Genomic DNA, 24,597 nt, shown 5'->3' with positions numbered 1-24,597 from the left:
ATTGACCAAAGGGTCAGTTAGGAGAAGAATAACGGACGTGCGCTTTTTCTGGGGCTCCTTCCTGGCGCTTTTCCTGGTGGGGGTCATCGTGGCCCTGCCCGGGGCGGCCCTGCCCGTGTGGCGGGAGCGGTACGGGGTAGAGGGGGAGGTTTCCTGGTTCTTCGCCGCCCTCCTCCTGGGCCTCCTCCTGGGGGTGCGCCTGGCCCAAGGGGAAAGGCGCCACCCCCTCTTCCCCGCCGCCCTCCTCCTGGTGGGCCTGGCCCTCCTGGGGGTGGCCTTCGCCCCGTCTTTCCCTTGGGTGATCGCCTTGGCCTGCCTCCTGGGCCTGGGGGAAGGGGTGATGAACGTCCACGGGAACAGCCTGGTGGGGGAGCTTGACCCCAGGAGGCGAGTGGGACTCCTGAACCGGGTGAACGTGGCCTTCGGCCTGGGAGCGGTCTTCACCCCCTTTGCCCTCACCCTATTGCCCTATGCTGGGGTCCTCACCCTGGCGGGCCTTCTGGCCTGGGTGGGTGCCCTCCTCCTTTGGCAGGCGCCAGCAGTAACCCAGGCACCTAAGGAACGCGGGCGAGGGCTTTGGCCTTTCCTCCTGTTGGTGGCGGTCTACACGGGCCTAGAAGGAGCTCTGGCCGCCTGGAACCGGGTCTATTTGGAGCACCTGGGCCATCCCACGGCCTTGGGTGGGGTGCTCCTTTCCCTGTACTGGCTCTTTCTGGCCCTGGGCCGTTTCTTTCTGGCCAAGCGGGTGGCAGGGAATCCCCTGGTGGCCCTAAGAACCCTACTCCTTGGGGTCCTTGTCCTCCTTTTCCTCAACCTCTTACCCCCGACTGCCCTCCTCTTTCCCCTGGTGGGCTTCCTCCTGGGCCCCCTTTTCTCCACCCTCTTCGCCCTGGTGCAGGCCCGCTTCGGCCACCGGGCCCTGGGCGGGTTGCTCTATGCGGGGGCCACGGGTAGCACCCTGATTCCCGCCTTGTTTGCCCTTTTGCCCACGGCGGGGATTCCCTATGGACTTCTCCTTCTGGCCTCGGCCCTTTTCCTCTTGATCTCGGGCCTGGAGCGGAGGGCAGTGCATGCCTAAAGCCCTGCTTTTTGACCTGGACGGCACCCTGGCCGACACCGACCCCCTCCACCTCCTGGCCTGGCGGGAGGTCCTGGCCCCTTACGGCCTTGAAGTGGGCCCCGGGTTCTACCGCGAGCGCATCTCGGGCCGGCTTAACCCCGAGATCGTCCGCGAACTCTTGGGGCTGGAAGGGAAGGCGGCGGAGAAGCTCATCGAGGCCAAGGAGGCCCGCTTCCGGGATTTGGCCCAGAACCTGAAGCCCACCCCCGGGCTTCACGAGCTCCTGGCCAAGGCTGAGGCTAAGGGCCTCGCCTGGGGCGTGGTGACCAACGCCCCCAAGGCCAACGCCCACCACGTGCTGGAGGCCCTAGGCCTCCACCCGCCCCTCCTGGTCCTGGCGGAGGAGGTGGGCCGGGGTAAGCCCGACCCTCTCCCCTACCGGGTGGCCCTGGAACGGTTGGGAATCGCTCCTGAGGAGGCCCTGGCCTTCGAGGACTCCCCTTCCGGGGTGAGGAGCGCCGTGGGGGCGGGGATCCCCACCTACGCCCTTCTCACGGGGCATGGGGGGGAAACTCTTCTTGCAGCAGGGGCACAGGGCATTTTACGGGATTTCCAGGAGGCCCTAGAGCTCCTTTAGGGCGTAGCGGCGGAAGGCCTCCTCGTCAAAGCGCCCCTCCACCAGATCCTCAAAGTAGAGCCAGCCCTCGCGGAAGGGAGGGAAGGGAAAGAAGCCCCCTTCCGCCTTCAGGTGGAAGGCCAGCTCATTGGGCTCGGTCACCCCTTGCTGGAAGGCCAGGAGGGCGGACTGGTAGGCGCCAAAGGAGCTCTGCGCCTGGCTGCCCACCATGGCCCGCTTGCCCTTTTCCCGGACCAGGGAAAGCATCTCCAGGGTCCAGGTGATGCCGGTGCGGGCGGGCTTGAGGTTCAGGACGTCAAAGGTGTCCAAGGTGAGCTCCCGGCGGAGGTCCTTGGGGGTCATGGCCGAATCATCGGCGATGAGGGGGAGGATTTTCTTCTCCCTTAGCTTCCTCCTGGCCTCCACCTCCTCGGTGGGCAGGGGCTCTTCCACGTAGAGGAGGCCCATCTCCTTCCAGGCGAGAAGGTAGGCTTCCGCATCCTTGGGGGAGAGGGTCTCGTTGGCGTCGGCGTAAAGCTCGGCGTCGGGGAAAGCCTCCTTGAGGCGGGCGATCCTGCGGGTATCCCCCTCGAGGTCCCGGCCCACCTTCACCTTGAAGACCCGCACCCCCGCCTCGTAGGCCAGGCGGGCATCGGAAAGCATCTCCTCCTCGGAAGCCATGCCCAGAATGTAGGAAACCCGCACCCGGTGCTTGGCGGGCTTCAGCACCTGGGAAAGCTCCTCCCCCTCGCTTCTCGCCCAGGCTTCCCAGATGGCCATGTCTAAGGCTCCCTTCAGCCCCAGGTTGCAGGGGAAGGCCTCCAGCACGCCCCGAATCCCCTCCTGGTCGTCGGCCTCGAGGCCCAGAAGCCTGGGCTTCAGGTACTCTAGCCCCGCCCTTACGCTCCCCAAGGTCTCCCCGTAGATGGTGGGCCGTATGGCCACCTCCGCTCGGCCCAGGGAACCATCGCTGAGCTCCACCTGCACAAGGGCATGCTCGATGGCCTCCATTTCCGAGGCCTTACCCCAGCGCAAGGGGGCCCTTAAGGGGATGCGGAAAGGAACCAGCCTGAGGTTGCGGATGGTCGCCATGAGGCCATTTTAGAGGCCAAGCTGCCTGAGGAAGCCCTTAACCGCCTCCACCTCTTCCGACAGGGAAAGCCTCTCCGTGTCCAGAATGAGGGCCTGGGGATGGTTCTCAAGGAGGCGCAAGGGACCTAAGGGATCGTAGTTCCGCTTTTCCTCAGCCACGATCTTCAGCTTGGCCAAGACCTCCTCCCAAGGGGCCAGGGCCAAGGCTTCCTCCAGCTCTTCCGGGGACAAAACCCCTTCCGCCAGGGCCTCGAGCTCCGCCCTCTCCTCCGGGCGTAGCTCCACCCGGTCAAAGGCATCCTGGCGGGAAAGAAGCCTTTTGAGCCGGGTGGCCTCCCGGGCTTGAAGGACCACGAAAAGCGCCTTGGGCAGATGCTCTAACGCATAGGCCACCTCCGCCTCCCCCCTTAGCCCATCAAAGAGGAGCGGGAAGCGGGGCTCCACAAACCCCCGGGCCAGGACCTCCGCCACCCCCCCAGGGAACTCCTCCCGGAAGCGGCGGGTGAGCTGGAAGCGCACCTCCCGGGGGATGGGGGGCTTGGCCCCGTAGCGGGGAAGAACGTAAAGGTCCACCAGTTCCCGGCGGTCGGGGAGGCGGGGTAGGCCCAGGGCCTCCACTAGGGTGCTTTTCCCCACCCCGGTGAGGCCCACCAGGATGAGGAGGGGAGTCTCCCGAATGGGAAGCAAACCCTCTTCCCCGCCCAGGGAAAAGCCCACGAGCATGACACCATGCTAACCGGCCTCTGCTAGGATGGAAGGGGTATGAAGCGCACCCTAGCTCTTCTGGCCTTGCTTCTTGGCCTCTCCCTGGCCCAGGTCCCCGCCTACCCGGAAAACACCCTGGGCCTGGGGTATGCCCCCGATAAGGGCGTCTACCTGCAAGGAAGCGCCCTTTTGCCCTTTAGCCCCTTGGGGATCGACACCGGGCTGGAGCTGCAGGCCCTCGTCTCCCAGAACCCTGAGGTCTTCACCTTCTTCAAGGCCAACCTCTTCCCTGGGCTAGTCCTGGCCGACCTCTACACCTCGGTGGGTCTGGGCCTGGACCTGAGGTATCCCTTTGGGGTGCATCTAGGGCCCGTGGCCAGCGTGGAGGTGCCCGGCGGAGTCCTGTCGGGCACCCTGGGCCTGGGGTACCAAAACGGGTTCCACCTGGCCTGGGGAGCCGGGTTCAGGCTCTACCTGGAACCTCTGGCCCTGGAGGTTTCCGCCTCCGACCGGTATCCCTTCCTACTGAGCCTTCTTTACCTCTGGTAACCCGTGCAGCGCCTTCCCCTTTTCCTCTTCTCCCTTCCCGCCCTCCTCACCCTGGGGGTCTTCATCCTCTACCCCTTTTTGGATGTGATTCGCTTTTCCACCTGGGATTGGTCGGGACTTTCCGAACCCAAGCCGGTGGGGCTCAAAAACTACCGGGATCTTTTCCAAGATCCCGCCTTCTGGGGAAGCCTCTGGGTGACCTTGAAGTTCATGCTCCTGGCCCTGCCCCTTTTCGTGGGGCTTTCCATCGCCCTGGCGGTGGCCCTGGAAGAGGCACCCTACGAGCGCTTTGCCAAAAGCCTTCTCTTCTTGCCCGGGCTCGTCACCCTGGGGGGGGCCACCCTGAGCTGGTACACCCTCTTCACCCCCGAGTACGGGGCCCTGGCCCAGTTCCTGCCCATCCCCCCCTGGGACCGGGAGGGGTTTTGGGCTTTGGTCATGGTGGTCCTCTTCACCCTGTGGCGGCACCTGGGGTATGGGGTCCTGGTGGCCTCGGCCCGGCTTAAGGCCATCCCCAAGTCCCTTCTGGAGGCCGCCTATGTGGACGGGGCAGGCCCCTTGGAAGCCTTCCGCTACGTAGTCCTTCCCCTCATGCGCCCGGCGGTGGCGTTTTTGGTGGTGGTGGGCACCATTCTCTCCCTGCAGTCCTACTCTGCCGTCTTCCTCCTCACCCGGGGCGGGCCCTATGGGGCCACCCGGGTCCTGGGCTACTACCTTTACGAGTCGGGGTTCGAAAACTTCCGGCTGGGATACGCCGCCGCCATCACCGTGGTCATCCTCCTCCTCACCCTCCTCTTCGCCTACGCCCAGCTCAGGCTTTTGCGTCACGGGGAGGAATAGCGGTGCAGGCGGAGGTCCTCGAGGTGGGCCTCGAAAGAGGTGTTGAGAAAAAGCTGCCCCTTGGCGTGGAAAAAGTAAAGGTAGGGGCGTCCCTTGGGGTCGGTGCGCACGGGATGAAGCACAGCGAAAAGGGCCGCCCGCCCAGGGTTGCCGATGGGGCCTGGGGGGAGTCCCCCGTAGCGGTAGGTGTTGTAGGGGGAGTCTACCCCGAAGTCCCCCGCCTTGCGGGAAAGCTCAGGCAGGCGCTTGCCCAAGGCGTAGGCCACCGTGGGGTCGGCCTGGAGGGGCATGCCCCTTTCCAGGCGGTTCAGGAAAACCCCGGCGATGTAGGGCATCTCCTTCTGGCTTCCTGCCTCCGCCTGGACGATGGAGGCCAGGGTCACCCAGGCGTGGACGGAAAGCCCCCGCTCCTCCAAAAGGCGCCTCACCGGGGGGGTGAGCTCGGCCTCAAAGCGGCCCAGGAGGGCCCGCACCACCTCCTCGGGGGCAACCAGGAGGTCAAAGGTGTAGGTGGCGGGGAAGAGGTAGCCCTCCAGGGACCTGCCCTCCACGTACGGGGGGCGCAGGGCACCAGGCTCCTGGACAATCCTTAAAAAACCCTCCCCATCCAGGCCCGCCTGGGAAAGCCTTTTGGCGTAGTCCACCGCCCTTTCCCCTTCGGGGAAGGTGAGGGTGACCGTGAGGGGCTTCTCTCCTCCGGTAAGGGCCCTAGCCAGGCGGAAGGCCCCGTCCCCCTTTAGGCGATAGACCCCAGGAACCAGCCTCTTGGCCCTGCCGGAGAAACGCAGATAGGCGGAAAAGAGGTAACCAGAGCGCAAAAGCCCGGCCTCCTCCAGGATCCTGGCTACCTCCTGACCCGTGGCCCCCCGGGGAATGCGCACCGTGGCCTCCTTCCCCGTGGGGCCCAAAAGCCAGAGGGCGTAGAAGAGCAGAAGGGCGAAGGTGACGAAAAGGGCCACCACCCCCCGCCAGAGCCAGCGCCTAGAGCCTTCCCGCAAGGTAGCCCTCCAACAGGATCACCGCGCTCATTTCGTCCAGCCGGCCCTTCTCCCGGCGGACCCGTTTGGGGGCGTGTTTCAGGCGCCGGGCCGCCGCCTGGGTGGTGTAGCGCTCGTCTAGGAGCTCCACCTCCACTCCCTTGGCCCTAAGCGCCTCCACCAGGGGCAGGACCCTCTGGGCCTGGGCGCTTTCCTTGAGGTCGGTGCGCAAGGGAAGGCCCACCAGAAGCTTCCCTAACCCCTCCCGGCGCACGAAGTCCAGGAGGGCGGCCACGTCCTCCTCTAGGCTCTTCCGCACCAGATAACCCCGGCCGAAAGCGAAGGGGCTTCCCTCCTCCCCCACCGCCAGGCCGATCCTGGCCTCTCCCACGTCAAGCGCGCCCAGACGCATACTGCACGCTGCGGTCCGCCAGGACTACCCCCAGGTAGAGCAGGGCAACTCCAACGGCCCTTCCCGCCTCCTCAAGGCCCACCACCCCAAAGCGGTTTAGGGTGCTGGTGGAGGCCAACACCAGGGCCGCCAGGAAGATGAGGGCCGTGCCCTGGGCCCGCAAGGGGTTCTTCCGCCAGAAGAGGAGGGTGGTGTAGAGGGCCACCCCAGCCATCAGCGCCGTGCCCAGGAGGTTAAAGGGAATGGTCCAAAGCCTGGGCGAAGCGAGGCTCGGCTCGGGGAAGGCCTTGCCCGAGGGAGCGTAGGGCGCAGGAAGCTGAGAGAAGTCCAAAGGCGCTGAGGCCACCAGATAAAACCCATAGAGGATAAAGGGCAGGAGCACCCAAAGAAGCCCCCGGGCCGCCTTAGGGTTCAGAAGGGCCAGACTTCCCAGTCCCAAAAAGGTGACCCCGTGCATGGCCCCGGTGAGGTACCAAAGCCGATAGAGGAAGGGATTCCAGGCACCCAGAAGCTTGGACAGAAACTCGGCGGAAACCGCCAGGGCAAAGAGAAGGAGGCCCAGGGAGTAGAGAGCGTTGTGAAGGGAAGGGCGCCCCCGGTACCGCCCCAAGGTAAGACCGAAAAGGGCCCAGGAAAGGGCCACCGCCACCAAGCTCAGCAACATGGCCATGGGCTCATTTTACCGGGGGAGGGTGTCCCCCGCCAGACGCCCTGGCGAGGCCAGGGGCCTCCCTCAAGGGAGGAGGTCGGGAAGGGCCGCCCGGGCCTTTTCTGGGGAAAGCCCCGCCCCCTGGGCCAGGGCTCCCTTTCCGCCCCCCCGGCCTCCCGCCCGCTCGGTGAGGGCCCGGAAGAGGGTTCCCGCCTCGAGGCCCCTTTCCTGGGCTTTTGGGGAAAGCTTCAGCACCGCCTGTCCCCCGCTCAGGACCAGGGCCACATCCGCTCCCCGCTGCACCAGGTCGTCCGTCGCCTGGCGCAAGGCGGCCATATCCACCCCGGAAAGCTCCAGCACCCCGTAGCGCAAGCCCCCCTTCTCCGAGAGGGCGACCTCCCTCTTAAGCTCCGCCTGCACCAGGCGGGCCTTGAGGCTTTCCACCTCCTTCTCCTTGGCCCTGAGCTCCTGCAAGAGCCTCTCCAACCGCTCCTCCAGGTTGGCCTCGCCCACGGAAAGCCTCTCGGCCAAAGCCCTTATGCGGTTCAAAGCCCCGCGGGCGAAGCGCACGGCCCACTCCCCGGCCACCGCCTCAATCCGACGCACCCCAGCCGAAACCGCTTCCTCCTTCTGAATGAGGAAGGCCCCGATCTCTCCCGTGCGCCGCACGTGGGTACCCCCGCAAAGCTCCTTGGACTCCACCCCAGGCAGGGGGCTTCCCTCCACCCGCACCACCCGCACCACCTCCCCGTACTTCTCCCCGAAGAGGGCCATGGCCCCTTCCCGCTTGGCCTCCTCCAGGGGCAGGTAGCGCCAGGTGACGGGGAAATCGGCCAGGATCCAGCGGTTCACCAAAAGCTCGATCCGCTCCAGCTCCTCCGGGGTGAGGGCCTCGGGGTGGGTGAAGTCGAAGCGCAGGCGGTCCGGGGCCACCAGGCTCCCCGCCTGGCGCACGTGGGGGCCCAAGACCGCCCTTAAAGCGGCGTGCAGGAGGTGGGTGGCGGTGTGGTGGCGCTCCGTGTCCCGCCGGGCGGGGTCCACCACCGCCCGCACCCTTTCCCCTACCCGCAAGCTGCCCTCCTCCACCTTAGCCCGGTGCAGGAAGATCCCCTTTTCCGTCTTGAGGGTGGTCTCCACCCTGGCCCGGCCCGAGGGCCACTCCAGGTGGCCGAAGTCCCCGATCTGCCCCCCTCCTTCCGCATAGAAGGGGGTCCGGTCCAAGACCACCTGGACCTCGGTCCCAGGGCCTGCCTCCTCCAGGCTTTGGTCCCCCGCCAGAAGGGCCAAGACGGTGCCCTCCGCCTCCAGGGTCCCGTAGCCCAAGAACTCCGTGGCCCCCCTTTCGGCATAGAGCTCCTCCAGGACCTGGGCGCTCTTCTTGAAGATCTCCCGCTCAAAGGCCATGGCCGCCCGGGAACGCTCCTGTTGCTCCTCCATGGCCCTTTGGAAGCCCTCGGTGTCCACCCCAAAGCCCCTTTCCGCGGCGATCTCCACCGTGAGGTCCAGGGGGAAACCGTAGGTGTCGTAGAGGCGGAAGGCCTCCTGCCCCGGAAGCACCTCCCCGGGCCTAAGGTCCGAAAGCAGGGCATCAAGCCGCCTAAGCCCCCCCTCCAGGGTCTCCAGAAAGCGCTCCTCCTCGAGGCGGATCTGCCTCTCCACCGCAGGGAGGTTCTCCCGCATCTCCGGGTAAAAGTCCCCAAGAAGCTCCGCCACCACCGGGGCCAGGCGGTGGAGGAAGGGTTCCTGAAGGCCCAAAAGGTAGCCGTGGCGGAGAGCCCGGCGAAGCAACCTGCGGATCACGTACCCCCGGCCGGTGTTGGAGAAGGTAACCCCATCGGAAAGGGCCGCCACCACCGCCCGGATGTGGTCGGCGATCACCCGGTGGCTCACCGAGGCTTTGCCTTCGTAGGGCCTACCGCTATAGAGGGCCACCCTTTCGATAATCGGGTAGAAGGTGTCCGTGCGGTAGAAGTCCTCCGCATCCTGCAGGATGGCTGCCACCCGGTAAAGCCCCATGCCGGTGTCGATGTTCTTCTGGGGCAGGGGCTTGAGGATGCCGGGACCGGGGATGGGCCCCTGGCGGTCGTACTGGGTGAAGACCAGGTTCCAGATCTCCACGAACCGGTCCCCGCTTCCCGTGTTGGGCCCGGTCTCGTCCGGGGTGCCGAAGGCGGGCCCCCGGTCGTAGAAGATCTCCGAGCAAGGGCCCGAGGGCCCGTTGGGCCCGTGGGTGATGGCCCCGCCCGGCCAGTAGTTCTCGTCCTCCCCGAAGCGGCCGATCCGCTCCTCCGGCACCCCCACCAGGTCCCGCCAGATGGCATAGGCCTCGTCGTCGTCCTCGTAGACCGTGACCCAGAGCCTCTCCGGGTCCAAGCCCAGCCACTTGGGGTCGGTGAGGAACTCCCAGGCCCAGAGGATGGCCTCCTTCTTGAAGTAGTCCCCGAAGGAGAAGTTGCCCAGCATCTCAAAGAAGGTGTTGTGCCGCCCCGTGCGGCCCACGTTCTCGATATCCCCCACCCTAAGGCACTTCTGGCAGGTGGTGATCCTTCGCCACTCCTTGCCCCCGAAGATGGGCCTAGCCCCCAGGAAGTAGGGCTTTAGGGGGGCCATGCCCGCTGAGGTGAAGAGGAGGGAAGGGTCGTTCTCGGGGATAAGGCTGAAGGAGGGCAGGCGCAGGTGCCCTTTGCCCTCAAAAAAAGATAGGTACTTCTCCCGAATCTCCGCCGTACGCATGCTTTTGATTATAGGCGGTAGACTGAACTCATGACCGTCCAGATGCGCCGTTACCGGCTTAAGGAAGGTGCAAGGGAAGCCTTTCAAAAGGTGTTCCTAGAGGCTATCGTCCCTTTGCGCCGCATCACGGGCTTTGAGGTGCTCGGGGCCTACTGGCTCTCGGACCGGGATTTCCTCTGGTTCGTGGGGCACGAGAACTTCGCCGAAGCGGAGAAGGCCTACTACGAGCACCCGGAAAGGAAGAAGGTGGACCCTAGGGTATTCATCGAAGAGATCGAAACCCGCTTCGTGGAACGGCTCCTCTAGTGCCCCAAGCGGAAGCCCCTCTTCTCTTGGCCTCCTTGGGCCAGGGGAAGTGGGGTATGCCGTTGCCAGCTTCCCCACCGGACTGCGCCCGGAGGAGTGGCTTCACCTGTGGCCTCCCCCACACCCAAGCGGTACCCAAAGGGTAAGCTTGGGCTCGTGGAGATCTTCCACCTGGTCCTACGCAACCTCTTAGCCCGCCCGGTGCGGAGCCTCCTCACCTTCCTTGGAGTCCTCATCGCCACCAGCAGCATGGTTCTCTTCCTCTCCTTCGGGGAGGGTTTAAGGCGCTCTTTATTCCAAGAGCTTTCCCGGGTGGGCCCTGCCATCCAGGTGGTACCTGAGGGCACGGAGGGCCTGGGTTTCGGGGCCTACCCGGAGATCACCCCTGCGCAGCTCCAAGCCCTGGAGGAAGCGGGCCGGGCCTTAGGGGTAAGGGCCTTGGTGCCCACCCTCTTCCTAAGCCGGGGCGGGTTTGACCCCCAGACCTCCTTCTTCTTCCAGGGCCTGCCCCAAGGGGTGGGGCCGGACCTCCTCTACCCTGGGGTGAAGGCCAAGGAAGGCCGCCTGGTACCCACCCCAAAGGGGGCGGTGGTGGGCGGGAAGGTGGCCAAGCGGAGCCAGCTGGCCTTGGGTAACCCCCTGCGCCTCTCCCCCAAGGTCACCCTCGAGGTGGAAGGCGTCCTGGAGGAAAGCGGGGGGCTGGCGGACAACCTGATCTTCGTGCCGCTCTCCGCCCTGCAGGCGGTGCTGGGTACGGAGAACTACAGCGCCGTCCTGGTGGCCCTCAACCCCGGCCAAAAGGCCGAGGAGGTAGCCAGGGAACTGGAAAAGGCGGTCCCCGGTCTCAAGGCCCAGACCACGGGGGACGTGATGCGCTTTGCGGAAAGGGCCTTGCGCATCAGCGACCTGGTGCGCTTCGGCATCAGCCTGGTGGCCCTCATCGTGGGGGGGCTTCTGGTGGCCAACACGGTGATGATGTCCGTGTACGAGCGCACGCGGGAGTTCGGGGTGATGCGGGCCCTTGGGGCCAAGCGGGGCTTCATCTTCCGGCTGGTGGTCCTCGAGGCCCTCTTGCTGGCCCTCCTGGGCGGCCTGGGAGGCCTGGCCCTGGGCGGGGCGGTGTCCTACGCCATCAACCTCTACACCCTGGACCAGGTGGGCCTGGCCCTCTCTGCGGTCACCCCTAGGCTTGCCCTGTTCTCCCTCTTGGTGGCCCTGAGCCTAGGGCTTTTCGCCGGCCTCCTTCCCGCCCACCACGCCAGCCGTATCCCGGTGGTGGAAGCCCTGGGGCGGGTGTAGGGGGTGTCCATGCTGAGAGCGGAAAACCTTGCCAAGCGCTACCGCCAAGGGGATAGGGAAGTGGTGGCCCTCGAGGGGTTCACCTACGCCTTTCCCCCCGGGGCCACCGCGGTGGTGGGTCCCTCGGGCAGCGGCAAAACCACCCTGCTAAACCTCCTGGCGGGCTTTGACCTGCCCACGGAGGGCGGGGTCTACATGGAGGAAACCCCTCTCCACCGCCTCTCCGAAGACGCGCGGGCGGAGGTGCGCCTCAGGCACATGGGCTTCGTCTTCCAGCAGTGGAACCTGATCCCCACCCTTACCGCCTGGGAAAACGTGGCCTTCCCCCTCCTCCTGGCAGGCCTTCCCCCCAAAGCCCGCAAGGAAAGGGCCTTGGGGCTCCTGGAACGGGTAGGGCTTCTGGCAAGGGCCCACCACCTGCCCAGCCGCCTTTCCGGCGGGGAACAACAACGGGTGGCCCTGGCCCGGGCCCTGGCCCTAAACCCGCCCGTACTCTTCGCCGACGAGCCCACGGGCAACCTGGACGCGGAGTCCCGGGAGCAGGTGGCCTCCCTCCTCTTTGAGGCGGGACGGGAGCGGACCTTAATCCTCGTCACCCACGACCTGGAGTTGGCCAGCCGGGCGGAGCGGATCCTGTACCTCAAAGGCGGCCGGTTGGTGCGGCAGGAGATACCTAAGGCCTCGCGGTAGCCCCTGCCCTTCCCCCGGGACATCCTGCCCACCCTACCTGTGGCAAAATACCCCCCATGGGCAAGCGCATGGTGGTTGTGGGTGGCGTGGCGGGGGGGGCCTCTGCCGCCGCCAAGGCCAAGCGGGAAAACCCGGACCTCGAGGTGGTGGTCTACGAGAAATCGGGCTGGGTCTCCTATGGGGCCTGCGGCCTGCCCTACGTGCTTTCCGGGGAGATCCCCCGTCTGGAAAAGCTGGTGGCCCGGACCCCGGAGGAATTTCACAAGCAAGGCATCCAGATCCGCACCCACCACGAGGTGGTGGACGTGGACCCGGAGCTCAGGACCCTTACCATCTTTGACCACCGAGAGCGACGCACCCTCCAGGACCGGTACGACTACCTGGTCTTGGCCACGGGGGCCAGGCCGAGCCTTCCCCCCATCCCGGGCACGGAGCAGGAAGGGGTTTACACCTTAAGGAGCATGGAGGATGGGGAAAGCCTCCTCAAGGCCCTGGAAGGAGCCCAAAGGGCCGCCATCCTGGGGGCCGGGTACATCGGCCTCGAGGTGGCCGAGGCCTTCCGCAAACGGAGCCTGGAGGTGACCCTCCTGGAACTCAAGGACCGTCCCCTACCCCACTGGGACCAGGAGGTGGGGAACCTCCTTAAGGAGGAGCTGGAGCGGCACGGGGTGGAGGTCTGGACCGGGGTGGAGGTAAAGGCCCTAAGGGGCCAGGGCCGGGTGGAGGCGGTGGAGACCTCGGAAGGCGTGGTGCCTGCCGACCTGGTGCTGGTGGCCACGGGGATCAAGCCCAACACCCCTTTGGCCCAGGCCATGGGGGTAGCCCTAGGCCCCACAGGGGCCATCGCCACCGATGAGAGGATGCATACCAACCTGGAAGGAGTCTATGCCGCCGGGGATGTGGCGGAAAGCTTCCACCAGGTGCTGAAGCGCCCCTACTGGCTTCCCCTGGGGGACGTGGCCAACAAGCACGGCCGCACCGCCGGAAGCGTTATCGCTGGGAAGGAGGCCCGCTTCTCCGGAGTGGTGGGCACCGCCATCTTCAAGGCCTTCGGTCTGGCGGTGGCCACCACCGGGCTTTCCCAGGAAGCGGCCTTAAGGGAGGGCTTCCAGGCCAGGAAGGTCTTCATCCAAAGCCGGGACGGGGCCCACTACTACCCGGGAAGCCAGCCCCTCTGGGTGGAGATGGTCTACGAGGAAGGGACGGGAAGGCTCCTGGGCGGAGCGGTGGTGGCCCATGGGCACGGGGCCTTGCGCATTGACGCCCTGGCCGCCCTCCTGCACCAGGGGGGCACGGTGGAGGACCTCCTGAGCCTGGATCTGGCCTACGCCCCACCCTACAGCCCCGTCTGGGACCCCCTCCTCATCGCCGCCCAGCAGGTGAAGTGAAGCAGTGTAGTTAGGGGAGGAACACACCGGCAAGGGGTGTTAAGCCCCTTGCCTTACACCCTACACTGTAATCCCTCCTGGCTCCAGACTGGGCTTGGGAGGTGAGGGATGGATCCCTTAAGTGTGCTGACCCCAGAGATGCGGCAGGAGGCGGAGGAGCTTCGGCGGGATTGGGCCACCAACCCCCGGTGGGAGGGAGTGAAGCGGGACTACCGGCCTGAGGACGTGGTCCGGCTTCGCCCCAGCGTGAGGGTGGAGCACACCTTGGCCAAGCGAGGAGCGGAGAAGCTCTGGCAGCTTCTGCACGAGCGACCCTACGTGCACACCTTCGGGGCCTACACCGGGGCCATGGCGGTGGAGATGGTGCGGGCCGGCCTGGAAGCCATCTACCTCTCCGGCTGGCAGGTGGCCGCCGACGCCAACCTGGCCTACGAGACCTACCCCGACCAGTCCCTCTACCCCTACAACTCCGTGCCCCAGATCGTGAAGCGCATCAACAACGCCCTGATGCGCGCCGACCAGATCGAGCGCTCCGAGGGCAAGGTGACCCGGGACTGGTACGTGCCCATCGTGGCCGATGCCGAGGCGGGCTTCGGAGGAGCCCTGAACGTCTTTGAGCTCACCAAGGCCATGATCGAGGCGGGGGCCGCCGGCATCCACTACGAGGACCAGCTGGCCTCCGAGAAGAAGTGCGGCCACCTGGGGGGCAAGGTTCTGGTGCCCACCGCCCAGCACATCCGCACCCTGCAGGCCGCCCGGCTGGCGGCGGACATCCTGGGGGTGCCCACGGTGATCATCGCCCGCACGGATGCCGAGGCCGCCACCCTCATCACCAGCGACATCGACGAGCGGGATCGGCCCTTCATCCTGCCCGGGGAACGCACCCCCGAGGGCTTCTACCGGGTCCGGAACGGGATTGAGGCGGGGATCGCCCGGGCCCTGGCCTACGCCCCCTACGCCGATGTCATCTGGATGGAAACCTCCAAGCCCGACCTGGAGGAGGCCAAGAAGTTCGCCGAGGCGGTGAAGCGGGAGTTCCCGGATAAGCTCCTCGCCTACAACCTCTCCCCCTCCTTCAACTGGAAGAAGTTCCTGGACGACGAAACCATCGCCAAGTTCAACCGGGAGCTGGGGGCGATGGGGTACAAGTTCCAGTTCATCACCCTGGCGGGCTGGCACACCCTCAACTACTACACCTGGGAGCTGGCCAAGGGCTACAAGGCCCGGGGCATGCCCGCCTTCGTGGAGCTCCAAGAGAAGGAGTTCCTGGCCCAGGCCCAGGGCTTCACCGCGGTGAAGCACCAGCGGGAGGTGGGGGCGGGCTACTTCGACGAGGTGGTCCTGGCCCTTACCCAAGGGGAGGCCTCCACCCTGGCCCTCAAGGGCTCCACCGAGGAGGCCCAGTTCAACGAACCCGTGCACTGAGCCTCTTCCCCTACCGCCCCCGGAAACCGGGGGCGGTTTTCCATTTGCCCCGCTTTTTCTATGTAGACATATCCCACACCAAAGCGATATAGTGTAGTGCATATGTCTGAGGGCACTACACCCTGGCTTCGCTACCTGGAGGGCCTCCGGCCCCACCTGCGGGGACGGGACCACCGGGGCAAGCGGGGCTCGCTGCGCTGGCTGGAAGCCCTCATGGCCGAGCGGGGCGGGCGTGCGGGCACGGTGCGCAACATCCTCTACAAGGATCTGGGAAGCCCCGAGGAGAAGGAGCGCCTTTACGGGGTCATCGCCGACCTTTACCGGGAAGCGGGGCTCACCCCCCCGCCCCCGCCGGCGGAGCTTTTCCTAGAGAGCGCCCGGAAAGCCCTGGGCCGGGACAAGCGCCGCATCTTCCGCCGCTTCCTCAAAGAGCTGGAAAGCGGGGGACGCCCCCGGATGGTGGTGGTGGGGGGGCCCGCCACAGGCAAGGGCGTCCTCCTCTCCGCCCTCTCCCGGGCCCTCTCCGCCCTGCCGGGCAAGGAGCCCTTTCTCCTCAACCTGGGAGGGGAGCTGGCCCAGGCCCTCATCCCCCTGGCGGAAGCCCTAGGGGTGGCGGAGGAGGTGCGGGCGCTTTTGGCCCAGCTTTCCCCCACCCAGCCCTACATCCTGCAGGGGGCCTTGGAAGGAGAGGCGCTCACCCTCCTGGCCAAGGCCCTGAACCGGGAAGGCCGCCCCCTCCTCCTCCGGGCCGAGGTGGAGGGAACCATCGAGGGCCTTCCCTTAAGGGGTCCGGACGGCACGCACAAGGGCCTCGCCGCCTGGCTGGAGCCTTTTTTGAAGGGGCTCAGCATCCCCTACCTGGCCGCTTTGAGCGAGCCGCCCCCCACCCTGCCCTACCAGCCCCTCTCCCCCCAAGCCGCGAGGAGGCCCGGCGCTTCGTGCGGGAGAGGCTCCCCCACCTGCCCCCGGAAAGGCTGGAGGCCCTGGTGAACCAGGCGGGGCGCAACTTCGGGGAGCTTTCCCGCCTGGTCCTCCTGGAAGCCGCCAAACACGACCCCAAAACCCCACTCCAGGACGACCCCGCCTTGAGGCCCTTGGTCCTGGCCCTCTCCGCCTTCAGCCCTGAAGCCGACCCCGCCTTCCCCCTGGAACTCCTGGAAAAGGCGCTGGGCAGGCCCCTGGAAAGGCTTTCCCAAGCCGAGCGGGCCCTTTTGGACTGGGTAGGGGAAGGCCTGGTGCGCCCCTCCCTCCGAAGCCTTCTCCCCGAGGAGGCTCCCAAGGAACTCCACCGCCTCGCCCTGGAGTTCTTTCCCAAGGAAAACCTCTTCCGCAAGCTCTACCACGCCCGGAAGGCGGGGGAGACCAGGGTGCTCCTGGCTCTCCTCCAGGAAGATCCCGCCCGCCTAGCCCTCCTCCCCGGCCTTTGGGAGGAGGCCAAAGCCTGGCCCCGGCAGGACCTCGAGGCCCTGGCGGCGGTGGTGGTGCGCTACCGGGCCGTCTTGGGCCAGTACGCCCACCCCGAGGCGGAGGAAGCCCTCAGGGTGCTCTCAGAAGCGCAAAACCCTTCCTTGCGCACCTGGGCCCGCATCAAGGGGGCGGAGGCCAAGGCGGACGCCGCCTTGTACCGGGAGGCGGAAGAACTCCTCCCCCCAAGGAGGACCTCAAGCTCCTGGACGATACCGCCCAGGCGGAGGGGCTTTTGGTCATGGCGGCGGTGGAGCGCTGGAAAGGGGATTACGAGAAGGCGGCCCGCTTTGTGGAGGAAGCGCAGGGGCTTCCCGTGGCCCCCTTCCTGCAGGACCGGGTGTACCTGTGGCGGGGCCTGGTGGCCAAGGATCTGGGCCGCTATGGGGAGGCCCTAGAGGCCCTCTCCCGGGTGGGCCATGACCCCCTCCTCCTGGGGAGGGCCCGCTACCAGATGGGGGACCTCCTCATGCGCTTAGGAAGCCTGGAGGCCAAGGGGCGCATGGAGGAGGGCCTCAAGGCCCTGGAGGAGGGGGGTGCCCCCAAGGACGAGGTGGCCCGGGTGCGGGCCCGCTACGCCACCCTCCTCCGGCGCCTGGGCCTGTACGAGGAGGCAGGGAAGGCCATTGAGAAGGCCCTTTCCGAGGCGGAGGACCCCTTCACCCGGGCTCGGGTGGAAAGCGAGGCCGGGATCCTCGAGGCGGCCCGCGGCCGTCCCTTTGCCGCCCTAAACCTTTTGGTCCCCGCCGAGGCCTACTTCCGCTCCACGGAGGAGAGGCCCAAGGAAGCCCGCTACCGCCATCTGCGCACCCTCTTCCGCCTGGGGGCCACCTACCTCCTTTTGGAGGCAGGGCAGCCCTACCGGGCCCCCTTCCTGGGGGGGCTTCACGCCCCCACGGCCCAGCGTCTCCTCGAGGACCTCCTGGAGCAAATCCCCTGGGAGGCCACGGATCGCTACACCGCCCTAAGGCTGGACACCGCAAGCCTCCTGGCCCTCCTCCTTTCCCCCGCCGAGGGAAAGGCCCTCCTGAAGCCCCTTTTGGATGTGGAAAACCCCTACCTCAGGGCCCAGGCCCGCCTGAGCTACGCCGAAGCCCTGGTCCGCGAGGGCAACCTGGGGGAGGCCCTGGCCCAGGTGGTGGCCCTGCCTCCCCTGGAGGACCCCGGCCTTTTAGCCCAGGCCCGGGCGGTGGAGGTGCTGGCCCTGCTGGGCCTGGGGGAGAAGGAGGCCGCCTGGCAAAAGCTTTCGGAGATGAGGAAAAGCCTTCTCCCCAAGCCCTTCCGCTTCCAGCTGGGCCGGGCTTTGGGCCGCTTCTGCCCCGAGCTGCAAAGGCGCCTTCCCTCCACTCCCCTGGCCCTCCCCGAGGCCCTGGGCTTCCACCTGGCAAATCCCGACTAAATCACTATACTTTAGGGGGTGGAGGGGTTATACTCTTGCTGCGAATGGGTCGCAGTAAGAACCCGACCCGGCATCAGGAGGCAGAACGATGAACCAGCTGGAAATCCGCGACCTCTGGGCTTCCATTGACGGCGAGACCATCCTTAAGGGTGTGAACCTGGTGGTCCCCAAGGGCCAGGTGCACGCCCTCATGGGCCCCAACGGGGCCGGGAAGAGCACCCTGGGTAAGATCCTGGCCGGGGACCCCGAGTACACGGTGGAACGGGGGGATATTCTCCTGGACGGGGAAAGCATCCTGGATCTCTCCCCGGACGAGCGGGCGAGGAAGGGCCTCTTCCTGGCCTTCCAGTACCCCGTGGAGGTGCCGGGGGTCACCATCGCCAACTTCCTGCGCTTGGCCCTGCAGGCGAGGCTTGGCCGGGAGGTGGGGGTGGCGGAGTTCTGGGCTAAGGTGAAGCGGGCCCTGGAGCTTCTGGACTGGGACGAGGGCTACCTCTCCCGCTACCTCAACGAGGGCTTCTCCGGCGGGGAGAAGAAGCGCAACGAGATCCTGCAGCTTCTGGTGTTGGAACCCACCTACGCCGTCTTGGACGAGACCGACTCCGGCCTGGATATCGACGCCCTCAAGGTAGTGGCCCGGGGGGTGAACGCCATGCGAGGGCCTGGCTTCGGCGCCCTGGTCATCACCCACTACCAGCGCCTTCTGAACTACATCGTCCCCGACCGGGTGCACGTGATGATGGACGGGCGCGTGGTGGCGGAGGGCGGCCCCGAGCTGGCCTTGGAGCTGGAGGCCAAGGGTTACGAGTGGCTCCGGGAAAGGGTGAAGGAGGAAGCATGAGCGAGGTGGACCTGAAGACCCTGGGCGAAGAGTACAAGTACCACTTCGTGGACGAGGTCAAGCCGGTCTTTGTGGCCGAGCGGGGCCTCACCCGGAGGGTGATCGAGGCCATCAGCTACCACAAGGGGGAGCCCGAGTGGATGCTGCGGTTCCGCCTGCGGGCTCTGGAGATCTTCCAGAAGAAGCCCATGCCCACCTGGGGCCCGGACCTCTCGGGCCTGGACCTGGACAACCTGGTCTACTACGTGAAGCCCGCGGAAACCCGGGACGCCAAGAGCTGGGAGGAGATCCCCGAGGAGATCCGCCGGACCTACGAGCGCCTGGGCATCCCCGAGGCCGAGCGCAAGGTGCTGGCCGGGGTGGGGGCCCAGTACGACTCGGAGATGGTCTACCACCGGGTGAAGGAGGAGCTGGAGCGGCAGGGGGTCATCTTCGTGGCCATCGAGGAGGGGATGAAGAAGTACGAGGACCTCTTCAAGGAGTACTTCGCCAAGGTGGTCCCCCCAGAGGACAACAAGTTCGCCGCCCTGAACTCCGCCGCCTGGTCCGGGGGCTCCTTTGTCTACATCCCCCCGGGGGTGAAGGTGGAGCTTCCCCTGCAGGCCTACTTCCGGGTCAACACCCCCGAGTTCGGCCAGTTTGAGCGCACCCTGATCATCGTGGACGAGGGGGCCGAGGTGCACTACATTGAGGGCTGCACCGCCCCCATGTACTCCACGGAAAGCCTGCACACCGGGGTCATCGAGATCGTGGTGAAGCGGGGAGCCCGGAGCCGCTACACCACCATCCAGAACTGGTCCACCAACATGTACAACCTGGTGACCCAACGGGCCCTGGTCTACGGGGATGCCTTCCACGAGTGGCTGGACGGCAACCTGGGCTCCAAGGTCACCATGAAGTACCCCTCCAGCTACCTCCTGGAGCCCGGGGCCCGCACGGAGATCCTCTCCATCGCCTTCGCCAAGACCGGCCAACACCAGGACACCGGAGCCAAGATCATCCTGGGAGCCCCCCACACCTCGGGGACCATCGTTTCCAAGAGCATCTCCAAAGGGGAGGGTCGGGCCAGTTACCGGGGCCTGGTGAAGGTGCTGGAAGGGGCCAGGGGAGCCAAGGCCAACGTGGAGTGCGACGCCCTTCTCATCGACCCGGAGAGCCGCACCGACACCTACCCCTACATCGAGATCGAGGAGGACACCGCCCACGTGGGCCACGAGGCCACGGTGTCCAAGATCAACGACGAGCAGATCTTCTACCTGCAGAGCCGGGGCCTCAAGGAGGACGAGGCCGCAGCCCTCATCGTGCGGGGCTTCATCGAACCCATTGCCAAGGAACTGCCCCTGGAGTATGCGGTGGAGCTGAACCGGCTCATCGAGCTGGAAATGGAGGGCTCCGTAGGCTAAGGGCTTCCGTCAAGGGTCTTAACCTTTGCGCTAGGAGGATTCATGCAGGTACTGGACAAAACGCAGGTGGAAGCCATCTCCCGGGCCTTGAGCGAGCCCGCCTGGGTGCTGGAGAAAAGGCTAAAAGCCCTCGAGGCCTTCGCCCGCCTCCCCTATCCCAGCAAGAAGGACGAGGCCTGGCGCTACACGGACCTCTCCGAGGCTCCCCTGGAGCAGGAAGTGGAGGCCCCCAAGGGGCTTAGCCTCTCCCGGGACGGGCTTCCCGAACCGGTGAAGCGCCGCCTGGAGAAGACCGACGTTTCCGGCTTCCTGGTCTTCGTGGGCCCGGATCTGGTTTACGCCGAGGTGCCGGAGGAGCTTTCCGCCAAGGGCCTGGTCTTTACCAGCCTGGCCGAGGCCCTGAAAACCCACCCCAGCAAGGTGGAGGCCACCCTCTTCCGGGGGGTCTACGTGGAGGACAAGTTCGCCGCGGAAAACGCCGCCTTCTTCACCCACGGGGCCTTCCTCTACGTGCCCGCAGGGCTGGAGGTGGAAAAGCCCCTGGGGGTCTTCAAGGTGCTGGAAGGGGGCAAGGCCTCAGCGGGCCGGAGCCTCATCTTCTTGGAGGACAACGCCAAGGCCGCCTACATCGAGGAGTACCTCTCCTTAGACCTCCCCCCTACCCTGCACCTCTCCGCCACGGAGATGGTCTTGCGGCCTGGAGCCCGGCTCCGCCACGCCCACGTGCAGACCTTCGGCAAGGGGGTGTGGCACTTCCACCGCCAGCGGGCCCTTTTGGAGCGGGATGCCGCCTTAAACGACCTGGTGGTGAACCTGGGCGGGCGCTACGCCCGGAGCGAGGTGGCCTCGGAGCTCTTGGGCCCGGGAGCGGAAAGCGAGATGCTGGGGCTTTACTTCGGCCACGGCCTCCAGCACTTCGACCATTACACCCTGCAGCACCACGTGGAGCACCACACCCGTTCGGACCTCCTCTACAAGGGAGCGGTGAAGGACGAGGCCCGGGCGGTCTTTTCCGGCCTCATCCGGCTGGAGCGGGGAGCCCAGAAGACCGACGCCTACCAGGCCAACCGCAACCTCATCCTCTCCCCCACCGCCCGGGTGGACTCCATCCCCCAGCTGGAGATCGGGGCCAACGACGTGCGCTGCACCCACGGAAGCACCACCGCCCCCGTGGACGAGATGCAGCTCTTCTACCTGCAGTCTCGGGGCCTGCCCCGCACCCTGGCCCAGGAGCTTTTGGTCAAGGCCCACCTGGCGGACGTCTTGAGCCGCATTCCTCTCAAGGCCTTAAGGGCCCACCTCGAGGCGGTAATAGAGGAAAAGGTTAGAATCTAAAGGCCATGTGGACCCCGGTGGCCAAGCTGAGCGATCTGGAAAATGGCAGGCTGGTCGTCAAAAGGCCCGAGCACCGGAAGCCCATCCTCCTCCTCTACACCGGGGAGGAGGTCTTCGCCCTGGAGGACATCTGCACCCACGACGACGGCCCCCTCCACGAGGGGGAGGTGGAAGACGGCCAGATCGTCTGCCCCCGGCACGGGGCCCGCTTCGACCTGAGGACGGGCCGGCAAACCCTCCCCGCTCCCAAACCGGTGAAGGTCTTCCCCGCCAGGCTGGAGGGGGATACCATCCTTCTGGACCTCTAAACCTCCACCCCATCCACCAGGCCCCAAGGAAGACTTGGGGCCTTTATCCTTGACGGCAGGCGGAAGAAGCGCTAGGGTGAAAGTACCCACCCCACCAGGGGTGGGGGGAGGTAAGGGATGCTGAAGCTCAAGGTAGAAGGCATGACCTGCAACCACTGCGTGATGGCGGTCAAGAAGGCCCTCATGAAGGTGCCTGGGGTGGAGAAGGCCGAGGTGAGCCTGGAACGGGCCGAGGCCCTGGTGGAGGGCCAGGCGGACCTCGAGGCCCTGATCCGGGCCGTGGAAGAGGAAGGCTACCGGGCCGCCCTGGCGGGCTAAGGAGGCCTTGTGCCCCGCCACCCCCTTCACCTGGACCCCAAGGTGCGGGAGGAGACCCAAAGGCGCCTCCTCTCCGCCAAGGGCCACCTCGAGGGCATCCTGCGCATGCTGGAGGATCCCCACGTGTACTGCGTGGACGTGCTGAAGCAGCTTAAGGCGGTGGAAGGTGCCCTGGACCGGGTGGGGGAGATGGTCCTAAGGGCCCACCTCCGGGACCACGTGGCCACCGCCCATGAGCGGGGGGACGTGGAGGAAATCGTGGAGGAGCTGATGGAGGCCCTGAAGTACCGTTAATCCCACCCGGTCCAGGGCGGGGCAGAGGCCCAAGGACGCACCAGCCCGTGGAAAGCAACGGGTTTCCGCTAGGGGGGAAGCTATGGCATTGGAAGTGAAGGTAGGGGTAAAAGGCATGACCTGTGCCTCGTGCGTGGTGCGAGTGGAAAGGGCGCTCAAGCGCGCCCCCGGGGTGGAGGAAGCCCGGGTCAACCTCACCACCGAGGAAGCCTTTTTGCGCCTCCAGGAAGGCATAGACCTCAAAGAGGTCCTGAAGCAGGTGGAGGAAGCCGGCTACGAGCCCGTGGTGGCCAAGGCGGAGATACCGGTAAAGGGCATGACCTGCGCCGCCTGCGTGACCCGGGTGGAAAGGGCCTTGAAAAAGCTTCCCGGCGTGCTTTCTGCCCAGGTAAACCTGGCCACGGAGAAGGCTTTTGTGGAGTACCTTCCGGACACCGTGACCCTCCCCCGCCTGCGCCAGGCCATCCGGGAGGCGGGCTACGAGCCCCTGGAGGTAGCCCAGGAGGAAAAACGGGCCCCCGCTTACCCCACGGACCTCCTCATCGCCCTGCCCTTTGCCTTCCTCACCCTTCTCCTGGCCATGGGACCTATGCTTCTTCCCCTTCCCCACTTCCCTCCCCTTCTCCAGGCCCTCACCGCCCTCCCCGTCCTCTACGCCGGCCGGCGCTTCTTCCGCCAGGCCCTGGCGGAGATCCGGCACCGTTCTCTGGGCATGAGCACCCTGGTGGCCCTAGGGGCAGGAAGCGCTTACCTTTACTCCTTTTTGGTCCTGCTCTTTCCCGCCCTTTTCCCCGAGGAGGGCCGCCATCTCTACCTCGAGGCGGGGGCGGTGATCCTGGCCCTGATCCTTTTGGGCAAGCACCTGGAGGAAAAAGCCAAGGGGAAGGCCTCGGAGGCCATCCGCAAGCTCCTCTCCTTGAGGCCCAAGACCGCCCGAGTGGTCCAGGGGGGAGAGGAAAAGGAGATCCCCGCCGAGGCCCTCATTCCCGGGGACCGGGTGCGGGTGCTTCCTGGGGAGCGCATCCCCGTGGACGGGGTGGTGCTGGAGGGCCAGAGCCATGTGGACGAGGCCATGCTCACCGGGGAGCCCATCCCCAAGGCCAAGAAGCCCGGGGATGAGGTGGTGGGGGGAACGGTGAACGGGGAAGGCCCCCTCCTCATCCGGGTAAGCCGGGTGGGGGAAGCCACGGTCCTAGCCCAGATGGCCCGCCTGGTGGAGGAAGCCCAGGGATACAAACCCCGGGTGCAGGAGGTGGCGGACCGCATCGCCAGCATCTTTGTGCCCATCGTGCTCCTCATCGGCCTTTTCACCTTCGGCCTCTGGCTCCTTTTGGGGCCTGGCCTCTCCTACGCCTTCGTGGCCCTTCTTTCCGTGCTCCTTATCGCCTGCCCCTGCGCCATGGGCCTGGCCACCCCGGCGGCCATCGCCGTGGCCACGGGGAGGGCAGCCCAGTTAGGCCTCCTCTTCCGCAAGGGGACGGCCCTCGAGGCCCTGGCCCGCGCGGACACCGTGGTCTTGGACAAGACGGGAACCCTCACCCGGGGGCACCCTACCCTCACCGAGGTCCTGCCCTTTGGCCTGGGAAAGAAGGAGGCCCTGAAGCTTGCCGCTGCCTTGGAAAGGGGAAGCGAACACCCCATCGCCAAGGCGGTTCTGGAGGCAGCCAGGGATCTCAGCCTGCCTGAGGCCGAAGGGGTGCGGGCCCTGCCCGGGGAAGGCCTCGAGGGAGTGGTGGAGGGGAGAAGGCTTTACCTGGGGGGTCCAGCCCTCATGGAGCGGCTTGGGGTGCCCCTTCCCCAAGAGGCCCAGGAGCTTTCCCAAAAGGGCTACACTCCCCTTTACCTGGCGGATGGGGAGAGGCTTTGGGCCGCCTTCGGGGTCTTTGACCCCCCGAGGCCGGAGGCGCCAAGGGTGGTGGCCGCTTTAAAGGCCCTGGGCCTCAAGCCCGTCCTCCTCACCGGGGACCATCCCATCCCGGCCAGGCAGGTGGCCGAAGCCTTGGGCATAGAGGAGGTGCTGGCCGGGGTACGCCCTGAGGGTAAGGTGGAGGCCATACGGCAACTCCAGGCCCAGGGGCGGAAGGTGATCTTCGTGGGGGACGGCATCAACGACGCCGCCGCCTTGGCTCAAGCCGACGTGGGCATCCCCCTGGCCACGGGCACGGACATCGCGGTGGAGGCCGGGGATGTGATCCTGCTTTCGCCGAGCCTGGAGGGGTTGGTGCACGCCATCCTCCTCTCCCGGCGCACCCTAAGGACCATCTACCTCAACTTCTTCTGGGCTTACGCCTACAACCTCCTCCTCATCCCCGTGGCGGCCGGGGCGCTTTACCCCTTCACCGGGCTTCTTCTGAACCCCATGCTGGCGGCCGGGGCCATGAGCCTCTCCAGCCTCTTCGTGCTCACCAACTCCTTGAGGCTGAGGAGATTCCCACCGAAAAGCTTAACCGGAGCTTAACCGGCTCCGGCTAAGGTGAAACGGGAGGTGATGGGT

22 protein-coding genes and 1 pseudogene are annotated in these 24,597 nt (G+C 66.3%); 17 read left to right on the top strand and 6 right to left on the bottom strand.

Annotated features, from left to right (window positions below):
* Positions 1–28 precede the first annotated feature (28 nt).
* Together EBI04_RS11670 and EBI04_RS11665 are read left to right on the top strand one after the other, a co-directional pair.
* The gene (locus tag EBI04_RS11670) at positions 29–1,078 is read left to right on the top strand and encodes an MFS transporter (protein WP_135257954.1); all 1,050 of its coding nucleotides are present in this window, start codon (positions 29–31) and stop codon (positions 1,076–1,078) included.
* Entirely contained in the window at positions 1,071–1,697 is a 627-nt protein-coding gene (locus EBI04_RS11665) for an HAD family hydrolase (RefSeq protein ID WP_135257591.1), read from the top strand. Before EBI04_RS11670 ends, EBI04_RS11665 begins: the two co-directional genes overlap by 8 nt.
* Here the strand turns inward: EBI04_RS11665 and EBI04_RS11660 are convergent.
* Both EBI04_RS11660 and EBI04_RS11655 read right to left on the bottom strand, forming a co-directional pair.
* Positions 1,683–2,768, bottom strand: coding sequence for an enolase C-terminal domain-like protein (locus EBI04_RS11660; protein ID WP_135257590.1), 1,086 nt, complete (start codon positions 2,766–2,768; stop codon positions 1,683–1,685). The two genes, EBI04_RS11665 and EBI04_RS11660, sit on opposite strands and share 15 nt — an antisense overlap.
* A 9-nt stretch (positions 2,769–2,777) precedes the next feature.
* Positions 2,778–3,491 (bottom strand): DEAD/DEAH box helicase family protein, encoded by a 714-nt coding sequence (locus EBI04_RS11655; RefSeq protein ID WP_135257589.1) that lies wholly within the window; start codon positions 3,489–3,491, stop codon positions 2,778–2,780.
* Between the two features lie 39 nt (positions 3,492–3,530).
* Here EBI04_RS11655 and EBI04_RS11650 point away from each other — a divergent pair, with 39 nt between their 5' ends.
* The gene (locus EBI04_RS11650) at positions 3,531–4,022 is read left to right on the top strand and encodes a bioflim formation protein (RefSeq protein WP_135257588.1); all 492 of its coding nucleotides are present in this window, start codon (positions 3,531–3,533) and stop codon (positions 4,020–4,022) included.
* Between the two features lie 3 nt (positions 4,023–4,025).
* On the top strand, positions 4,026–4,862 hold the full coding sequence (locus EBI04_RS11645) for a carbohydrate ABC transporter permease (RefSeq protein ID WP_135257587.1): 837 nt from the start codon (positions 4,026–4,028) through the stop codon (positions 4,860–4,862).
* Here the strand turns inward: EBI04_RS11645 and mltG are convergent.
* The 4 genes from mltG to alaS form a co-directional block, all read right to left on the bottom strand.
* Positions 4,847–5,860 carry an endolytic transglycosylase MltG gene (gene mltG, locus EBI04_RS11640; protein WP_167481954.1) on the bottom strand — a complete coding sequence of 338 codons (1,014 nt, stop codon included), beginning with the start codon at positions 5,858–5,860 and terminating at the stop codon, positions 4,847–4,849. The genes EBI04_RS11645 and mltG overlap by 16 nt on opposite strands.
* The gene (ruvX, locus tag EBI04_RS11635; RefSeq protein WP_135257586.1) at positions 5,844–6,251 is read right to left on the bottom strand and encodes a Holliday junction resolvase RuvX; all 408 of its coding nucleotides are present in this window, start codon (positions 6,249–6,251) and stop codon (positions 5,844–5,846) included. The genes mltG and ruvX overlap by 17 nt, the downstream gene beginning before the upstream one ends.
* Entirely contained in the window at positions 6,232–6,915 is a 684-nt protein-coding gene (locus EBI04_RS11630) for a hypothetical protein (protein WP_135257953.1), read from the bottom strand. The genes ruvX and EBI04_RS11630 overlap by 20 nt, the downstream gene beginning before the upstream one ends.
* Before the next feature lie 69 nt (positions 6,916–6,984).
* The gene (gene alaS / locus EBI04_RS11625) at positions 6,985–9,633 is read right to left on the bottom strand and encodes an alanine--tRNA ligase (protein ID WP_135257585.1); all 2,649 of its coding nucleotides are present in this window, start codon (positions 9,631–9,633) and stop codon (positions 6,985–6,987) included.
* A gap of 30 nt (positions 9,634–9,663) precedes the next feature.
* On the opposite strand from alaS, the gene EBI04_RS11620 reads away from it, so the two are divergent.
* From EBI04_RS11620 to EBI04_RS11560, 13 genes and pseudogenes are all read left to right on the top strand, one after another.
* On the top strand, positions 9,664–9,939 hold the full coding sequence (locus EBI04_RS11620) for an NIPSNAP family protein (RefSeq protein ID WP_135257584.1): 276 nt from the start codon (positions 9,664–9,666) through the stop codon (positions 9,937–9,939).
* A gap of 156 nt (positions 9,940–10,095) precedes the next feature.
* Positions 10,096–11,238, top strand: a complete 1,143-nt coding sequence (locus EBI04_RS11615; RefSeq protein WP_135257583.1) for an ABC transporter permease — start codon at positions 10,096–10,098, stop codon at positions 11,236–11,238.
* 9 nt (positions 11,239–11,247) lie between these two features.
* On the top strand, positions 11,248–11,928 hold the full coding sequence (locus EBI04_RS11610) for an ABC transporter ATP-binding protein (RefSeq protein WP_135257582.1): 681 nt from the start codon (positions 11,248–11,250) through the stop codon (positions 11,926–11,928).
* A gap of 56 nt (positions 11,929–11,984) precedes the next feature.
* Positions 11,985–13,316: an FAD-dependent oxidoreductase gene (locus tag EBI04_RS11605; protein ID WP_135257581.1), complete on the top strand. Its 1,332-nt coding sequence runs from the start codon at positions 11,985–11,987 to the stop codon at positions 13,314–13,316.
* 108 nt (positions 13,317–13,424) lie between these two features.
* On the top strand, positions 13,425–14,741 hold the full coding sequence (aceA, locus tag EBI04_RS11600; protein WP_135257580.1) for an isocitrate lyase: 1,317 nt from the start codon (positions 13,425–13,427) through the stop codon (positions 14,739–14,741).
* 102 nt (positions 14,742–14,843) lie between these two features.
* Positions 14,844–17,604 (top strand): annotated as a pseudogene (locus tag EBI04_RS13860) (hypothetical protein).
* A gap of 88 nt (positions 17,605–17,692) precedes the next feature.
* On the top strand, positions 17,693–18,445 hold the full coding sequence (gene sufC / locus EBI04_RS11590) for a Fe-S cluster assembly ATPase SufC (protein ID WP_135257579.1): 753 nt from the start codon (positions 17,693–17,695) through the stop codon (positions 18,443–18,445).
* The gene (gene sufB, locus EBI04_RS11585) at positions 18,442–19,848 is read left to right on the top strand and encodes a Fe-S cluster assembly protein SufB (protein ID WP_135257578.1); all 1,407 of its coding nucleotides are present in this window, start codon (positions 18,442–18,444) and stop codon (positions 19,846–19,848) included. Before sufC ends, sufB begins: the two co-directional genes overlap by 4 nt.
* Positions 19,849–19,890: 42 nt before the next feature.
* The gene (gene sufD / locus EBI04_RS11580; protein WP_135257577.1) at positions 19,891–21,183 is read left to right on the top strand and encodes a Fe-S cluster assembly protein SufD; all 1,293 of its coding nucleotides are present in this window, start codon (positions 19,891–19,893) and stop codon (positions 21,181–21,183) included.
* Between the two features lie 5 nt (positions 21,184–21,188).
* Positions 21,189–21,491, top strand: coding sequence for a Rieske (2Fe-2S) protein (locus tag EBI04_RS11575; RefSeq protein ID WP_135257576.1), 303 nt, complete (start codon positions 21,189–21,191; stop codon positions 21,489–21,491).
* A 117-nt stretch (positions 21,492–21,608) separates the two neighbouring features.
* Positions 21,609–21,809 (top strand): CopZ family metallochaperone, encoded by a 201-nt coding sequence (locus tag EBI04_RS11570; protein ID WP_135257575.1) that lies wholly within the window; start codon positions 21,609–21,611, stop codon positions 21,807–21,809.
* Between the two features lie 9 nt (positions 21,810–21,818).
* Positions 21,819–22,103 (top strand): metal-sensitive transcriptional regulator, encoded by a 285-nt coding sequence (locus EBI04_RS11565; RefSeq protein WP_135257574.1) that lies wholly within the window; start codon positions 21,819–21,821, stop codon positions 22,101–22,103.
* An 82-nt stretch (positions 22,104–22,185) separates the two neighbouring features.
* Positions 22,186–24,561 (top strand): heavy metal translocating P-type ATPase, encoded by a 2,376-nt coding sequence (locus EBI04_RS11560; RefSeq protein ID WP_135257573.1) that lies wholly within the window; start codon positions 22,186–22,188, stop codon positions 24,559–24,561.
* Positions 24,562–24,597: the final 36 nt, after the last annotated feature.

Source organism: Thermus caldilimi (assembly GCF_004684245.1).
Taxonomy (GTDB): Bacteria; Deinococcota; Deinococci; order Deinococcales; family Thermaceae; genus Thermus; species Thermus caldilimi.
This window is presented reverse-complemented; position numbering and strand designations above follow the sequence as displayed.

What these genes read in the sequence shown, in the direction of transcription:
- EBI04_RS11665 (WP_135257591.1), top strand. Translation starts at nt 1,071, where the DNA reads ATGCCTAAAGCCCTGCTTTTTGACCTGGACGGCACCCTGGCCGACACC.
- EBI04_RS11660 (WP_135257590.1), bottom strand. Translation starts at nt 2,768, where the DNA reads ATGGCGACCATCCGCAACCTCAGGCTGGTTCCTTTCCGCATCCCCTTA.
- EBI04_RS11655 (WP_135257589.1), bottom strand. Translation starts at nt 3,491, where the DNA reads ATGCTCGTGGGCTTTTCCCTGGGCGGGGAAGAGGGTTTGCTTCCCATT.
- EBI04_RS11650 (WP_135257588.1), top strand. Translation starts at nt 3,531, where the DNA reads ATGAAGCGCACCCTAGCTCTTCTGGCCTTGCTTCTTGGCCTCTCCCTG.
- ruvX (WP_135257586.1), bottom strand. Translation starts at nt 6,251, where the DNA reads ATGCGTCTGGGCGCGCTTGACGTGGGAGAGGCCAGGATCGGCCTGGCG.
- EBI04_RS11630 (WP_135257953.1), bottom strand. Translation starts at nt 6,915, where the DNA reads ATGTTGCTGAGCTTGGTGGCGGTGGCCCTTTCCTGGGCCCTTTTCGGT.
- alaS (WP_135257585.1), bottom strand. Translation starts at nt 9,633, where the DNA reads ATGCGTACGGCGGAGATTCGGGAGAAGTACCTATCTTTTTTTGAGGGC.
- EBI04_RS11620 (WP_135257584.1), top strand. Translation starts at nt 9,664, where the DNA reads ATGACCGTCCAGATGCGCCGTTACCGGCTTAAGGAAGGTGCAAGGGAA.
- EBI04_RS11610 (WP_135257582.1), top strand. Translation starts at nt 11,248, where the DNA reads ATGCTGAGAGCGGAAAACCTTGCCAAGCGCTACCGCCAAGGGGATAGG.
- EBI04_RS11605 (WP_135257581.1), top strand. Translation starts at nt 11,985, where the DNA reads ATGGGCAAGCGCATGGTGGTTGTGGGTGGCGTGGCGGGGGGGGCCTCT.
- aceA (WP_135257580.1), top strand. Translation starts at nt 13,425, where the DNA reads ATGGATCCCTTAAGTGTGCTGACCCCAGAGATGCGGCAGGAGGCGGAG.
- sufC (WP_135257579.1), top strand. Translation starts at nt 17,693, where the DNA reads ATGAACCAGCTGGAAATCCGCGACCTCTGGGCTTCCATTGACGGCGAG.
- sufB (WP_135257578.1), top strand. Translation starts at nt 18,442, where the DNA reads ATGAGCGAGGTGGACCTGAAGACCCTGGGCGAAGAGTACAAGTACCAC.
- sufD (WP_135257577.1), top strand. Translation starts at nt 19,891, where the DNA reads ATGCAGGTACTGGACAAAACGCAGGTGGAAGCCATCTCCCGGGCCTTG.
- EBI04_RS11575 (WP_135257576.1), top strand. Translation starts at nt 21,189, where the DNA reads ATGTGGACCCCGGTGGCCAAGCTGAGCGATCTGGAAAATGGCAGGCTG.
- EBI04_RS11570 (WP_135257575.1), top strand. Translation starts at nt 21,609, where the DNA reads ATGCTGAAGCTCAAGGTAGAAGGCATGACCTGCAACCACTGCGTGATG.
- EBI04_RS11560 (WP_135257573.1), top strand. Translation starts at nt 22,186, where the DNA reads ATGGCATTGGAAGTGAAGGTAGGGGTAAAAGGCATGACCTGTGCCTCG.